General features: G+C 27.5%; 5 protein-coding genes and 2 pseudogenes. 6 read left to right on the top strand and 1 reads right to left on the bottom strand.

What is annotated here, in order from left to right; all coding sequences use genetic code 11:
- From BUB36_RS18465 to BUB36_RS18445, 6 genes and pseudogenes are all read left to right on the top strand, one after another.
- Positions 1-118: transposase domain-containing protein (locus BUB36_RS18465; RefSeq protein ID WP_073153723.1), on the top strand; the 118-nt coding region annotated here is incomplete at its 5' end.
- A gap of 118 nt (positions 119-236) precedes the next feature.
- Positions 237-476: a zinc ribbon domain-containing protein gene (locus BUB36_RS20465; protein ID WP_084112145.1), complete on the top strand. Its 240-nt coding sequence runs from the start codon at positions 237-239 to the stop codon at positions 474-476.
- Positions 477-708: 232 nt separating this feature from the next.
- The gene (locus BUB36_RS18455; RefSeq protein ID WP_073153721.1) at positions 709-1995 is read left to right on the top strand and encodes a hypothetical protein; all 1287 of its coding nucleotides are present in this window, start codon (positions 709-711) and stop codon (positions 1993-1995) included.
- Positions 1982-2371, top strand: a complete 390-nt coding sequence (locus BUB36_RS18450; protein ID WP_073153719.1) for a hypothetical protein — start codon at positions 1982-1984, stop codon at positions 2369-2371. Before BUB36_RS18455 ends, BUB36_RS18450 begins: the two co-directional genes overlap by 14 nt.
- A gap of 305 nt (positions 2372-2676) precedes the next feature.
- Positions 2677-2844, top strand: coding sequence for a hypothetical protein (locus BUB36_RS19945; RefSeq protein WP_165613152.1), 168 nt, complete (start codon positions 2677-2679; stop codon positions 2842-2844).
- Between the two features lie 386 nt (positions 2845-3230).
- Positions 3231-3530, top strand: a pseudogene (locus BUB36_RS18445) (helix-turn-helix domain-containing protein); the annotation flags it as partial.
- A 14-nt stretch (positions 3531-3544) separates the two neighbouring features.
- On the opposite strand, the pseudogene BUB36_RS20250 reads toward BUB36_RS18445, so the two are convergent.
- Positions 3545-4465, bottom strand: a pseudogene (locus tag BUB36_RS20250) (IS3 family transposase); the annotation flags it as partial.

Below are 4465 nucleotides of genomic sequence, written 5' to 3'. Positions count from 1 at the left end.
AATTGAAACTGCTAAAGCCAATAACTTAAGTCCATTTCATTACCTACAATATTTATTTGTAAAATTACCTAACATAGATATAACAAATACGACTCACCTTGATGCTTTACTACCTTAGTCAGATACTCTTCCAAGTGATTGTAAGGTTTCTTTAAAAGAATAATATCATAGCCTCTGCCTAGTTGCTAGGTGGGGGCTATTTGACGCTTACTTTTGTTTTTTATTGAGAATTTTATATTGAGTATAATTTCTCCAGGAAAATTATATGCGGCAACTGCGGTTCACGTTTTAGGAGAGTTCGCTGGGGCAGTATACCAAAGTACAAAAAATATGTATGGGTATGCAGAAACCAGGATGGAAAAGGGCCTAAGGGCTGCAGTATGAAAGCTGTTGATGAGGAAAAATTAAAGGAAGCCTTTGTCAGGATGGTTAATAGGCAGATAAAATTTACAATGAAATCATTGACAAATTTGTAACAGGGTGGGTAGAATTATATTTGTAGACAAGCTTGTTTATGTAGTTGATAGAATTAGCGCAAAAAGTATTTTTAAAATAGGGTACTGCAAAGAGATAAATTGATCTTTTTAAAATATCCTTGCTTTGAGGGGTGGTAAAGTTTTGATATAAATTTAAAGTAAAATCAATGGGTTAAGTTGAAGATTATAATTAAATTTTTGACAATAGCAACAAAATTGGAAGGGATTTTTTATGAAAAAGTTAATTTGTTTAATTGTTTCTTTGATATTAATGAGTAGTTCTGTTGTATTTGCAGCAGATCAATATGCATATTCGATTGGAACAAATTATGATTCTGGTATATTTGATAGTGATATTGATACATCTCAAGATGCAATAGATGCAGCTACTGATTTTGGCATAGCTGGATACATTTCATACTACAATATTAAGCCTATATATCAATATTTGAGAGGAGATAACCCAAACACTAATGATCCAAGAATGGAAAGTGAAATTCTATTCTTTAGTGGACATGGTAATTACCAATGCGTATCATTTAATTATAAAAAGAAAGGAGATTATAAAACAGGTATTTATTATGGCAAAGACTATGATAATAGTAGCACAGGATATAAATATGCTGGAATTAAAAGTTATCATATGTCTAAAGTTGATTTAGCAACATTTGCTGCATGTAAAACAGCAGATGGTTCAGATAATATTACTAAGAGAGTTGTAAGCGAAGGTGCAGATACAGCAGTAGGGTGGAAAAAATCAGTAGGTGCTACTTCTCATACTAAGTGGTTAGGAAGATATACAAATGAATTAGCAAGAGGTAAAATTGTTCAAGAAGCTGTTGACTATGCCAATTCTTTTAGTTATACAGATAATAATGTGAAGTCTGTTATAATTGAAGGTAACAAAAATTTAAAAATAAAATTGTCTGATATTTCTTTTAGTAAGATTAACGTACAAAATGATAGCGTTGGTAAAGATGAGGTTTACTTAAAAAATATAAATAAGAAAGAAATAAATAAAATAAAGCATAAAACTTATAATGTTAAACAAAATTTAGAGTTTAATGTTAAAAAAGCAAATTGCAATTCTATCATAGATTATATAAAAGATGAAATAGATTCAGAATTTGATATTGATGACTATAATATTTACTTAACAAATACCAACAAAAATCGAGCTGTTATTGATTTTATTTACAAAATAGGTGGTTTTGAAACTAATAACTCATATACTGTATTAATTAAAAATAGTAAAGCAAAAAAAATATTTCACAATACTATTGAAAACGAAGTGAAGAGTGAAATAAAAAATAATATAATGAATATAAAAACTAATAATTTAAATGCAAAAGCAGTGGAACAGAAAATTGAAGACAATGACTATACTATAGAAGAACAAGAAAGTAAATATTATTATGACTTACAAACAAATAAGGTATATATGATAATTTTGACAACACTCAAACATAAACCAACAAAAACCTTTGTCAAGAGTGAATATTTTTATGAAATTAAATAATAAGTTAATTTTAACATGTCTTGTTGTTATATTAGTTCTGACAGTCGTTGTTTTCAAATATTTAAATGATAATAAAGGTAAAAAAATATTTGATTTACCTATACATTCCATACAATTACAAAAAGGAATTGAAGGAAAATTGATAACAATTAAAGAAGATAATCAAATTAATTCATTTATAAAAAATTTAAAGGTTGATAAATGGAATTTGATTAAAAATTGGGAATATAAAAGCTTTCTTGAAATATATATATTTGTTCATCAAAATGGGAAAAGATATGATATAGGGTTTTACCTAGTAGATAAAAATGTTTATTGCAGTATTACCTATAAGACGGTAAACAGATATTATAAAGTTCCAAATCATGTATATTAAGAAATTATAAAACATTTTTGAATATAACTTCTTTGTAAGTTATAAAGAGCAGGCTATCACATTCAATGTCGTTAACTTCCTAATATTCAAATAATTAGGCAAACAAGAAAACAATTATTAAAAAAAACACTTGACTTATTTGTAGTGTGAAATTAGTAATATTAATCTATACTCATATAAAAATATATAAGGTATATTCTATATGAGAAAAAATAAACAAATTCTAAATGCAGAGGGGGTAAGAGGGGGTAAATTTCTTTAATTTCTGCGAAATACTATCATTATTCTATCAAAACACATGTGGAGTGCTGCGTAAGAATACGTCGCAAAGAATAGCCGTAATAGCTATGATATCAATGGATACACGGATTTTTAATTATAATTCTAATAAGCCTAAAATCAATAGATTTAAGGATAAAGAGATTATAAACCACATTGAAATAGAAATTGCATTACGAATACCGTGTGCGTAGATATGTTTTCTAATTTAATAAAGTAGAAAAAGGCCATGAAATGATAATTGACTTTTCATGGCCTTTTTGTGCTTTAATTTTAAGGGTTTATCATAATCGTTTATTAATTGAGATATTGAAGGATAAATTTGTTAAAAAAATAATGATAATGAGTTGTTTATATTTGTTTTGATAAAAAAGAATAGAAGTATTAAATTTCTCAAAATGAAAATACTAAGGTAGTAGCAAAAGGTCTAAAACAGAACATTTTACATCTATAAGTACTGACGTAATTGAAAAATGTTCATATAATATTATTAGGAGGTGGCATTATGAAGTTTAAAAATTTAGGCCATAGAATTGCTGTGTTAAGAAAAGAAATTGGTTTAACATAAGCGGAACTTGCTAGTAAAATTGGTGTTAGCAGACCTGTCATGGTCAAAATTGAAAATGGACAAAGAATAATTTCTTTAGATGAAGGTGAAGCAATTAGTAAGGCATTAGGCATTAGTATAGATACCTTATTGAATTATGAAAAGAAAGATACTGAGGAGCGAACTTTTGTAAAAGCATTTAAGTCAAAGGGAATGATTAATCCACAACAAGAAAAAGAAATAAGAAGATTTGAATTACTATTTGATGCGTTATGTACTCAGGAAATTATTTATAAAGGAGACATTATTTACGCCCAGACACATATTTTATGACACTACCAATTCGATTCTAATTGTTCGAAATTCTCAAATATTTTATTAAAAACAAACTCTGTTTTAATAACCTTAAAGGCAGCTTTTGCTACTGCATTATCATAAGGGCAGCCTTTTTTACTTAAGGATTGTTTTATATCAAATGTAGTTAATAAACTGTCTATCACATTATTTTTAAATTCATTACCTCTATCAGTGTGTAATATTTTAATATCTTCTAAAGGTCTATTAACCTTTGTAAAGGCTTTATAAACAAGGGTTGCATCCTTATTCTTACCAGCAGCGTATCCAATGATTTCACGATTATATAGGTCTAATAATATACATATATAATTCCACTTATCCTTAACATTTACATAAGTTAAATCACTTATCACAACTTCCATAGACTCTTTCCTATCGAATTCTCTGTTAACAACATTTTTACACTTATCTTCATTGCACTTTGATTTATAAACATTATATTGCTTGACTGTATAATTAGATACCAAACCATATTTTTCTATAATACGTCCAATTCTTATTCTAGAAACCTGATACCTTTTTTTATCTAATTCCTTTTTTATTTTTCTAGTTCCATAATTATTTCTACTTTTTTTTAAAGATAGTTATTATTTCATTTTCTAGCTTACTATCAAATGATTTTTCTTTAGGAGTATAGTAAACAAGGCTTCTACTTATTCTGAACACCTTACACATGGCACTGATACTGTACTTATGTCTATTAGCCTTGATAATAGCTATTTTCGTGCCATTATCAGCGCCGCTTGCTTTAAAATATCATTCTCCATTTTGAGTCTTTGATTTTCTTTTCTAAGTTTTATTAGTTCATTTTCCTCTTTTGTTCTATTGTCCTTAGCTTTAAAAGAACCTGATGTAGTATAATCTTTAACCCACTTATTTACGGTAGATCTTGCTACATTATATTCTTTAAC

This window comes from Paramaledivibacter caminithermalis DSM 15212 (assembly GCF_900142245.1).
GTDB classification, from domain to species: Bacteria; Bacillota; Clostridia; order Peptostreptococcales; family Caminicellaceae; genus Paramaledivibacter; species Paramaledivibacter caminithermalis.
The sequence above is the reverse complement of the archived record's forward strand: the minus strand, read 5'-3'. Positions and strand labels throughout refer to the sequence as shown.

Bases quoted from the DNA above. Each gene is read 5' to 3' on its own strand.
- BUB36_RS18455 (WP_073153721.1), top strand. From the start codon at position 709: ATGAAAAAGTTAATTTGTTTAATTGTTTCTTTGATATTAATGAGTAGT.
- BUB36_RS18450 (WP_073153719.1), top strand. From the start codon at position 1,982: ATGAAATTAAATAATAAGTTAATTTTAACATGTCTTGTTGTTATATTA.